The organism is Arsukibacterium sp. MJ3, assembly GCF_000987765.1.
GTDB lineage: Bacteria > Pseudomonadota > Gammaproteobacteria > Enterobacterales > Alteromonadaceae > Alishewanella.
On record NZ_LAHP01000161.1, the window covers coordinates 1 to 490 of the forward strand.

General features: G+C 49.4%; 1 protein-coding gene. It reads left to right on the forward strand.

From position 1 onward, the window contains the following. Positions 1 to 490, forward strand: a 490-nt coding sequence (locus VT06_RS17285; protein ID WP_046555573.1) for an amidohydrolase family protein, incomplete at both ends; no start/stop codon positions are given.

Below are 490 nucleotides of genomic sequence, written 5' to 3' on the forward strand. Positions count from 1 at the left end.
ATTCCTGTAGAAATCATGTATGAAGATGTGTTCCAGCTTTGGGAGCAAACCGAAACTGCTTACACGCCAACCTTAGGTGTTGCTTACGGTGGTATTTGGGGTGAAAACTATTGGTATGCCCATACCGATGTGTGGAACCATCCGCGCCTAAGCAAATTTGTGCCAGAGCGCGTATTGCGCCCACGTTCAATGCGCCGTGAAATCGCACCTTCGCATCATTACAACCATATCAACATTGCTACTGGCGCAGCCCAGCTGCAAGATCGTGGTGTAATGGTTACTGCTGGTGCCCACGGGCAGCGGGAAGGCCTTGCGCAGCATTGGGAAATTTGGATGATGGAGCAAGGTGGCATGAACCCGCATCAAGCGCTTCGCACTGCAACGTATGATGCTGCGAAAAGCTTAGGTATGGAGCATGCGATTGGCTCGTTAGAAGTGGGTAAGTTAGCTGATTTAGCGATTATTGATGGCAACGTATTGGAAAATATTC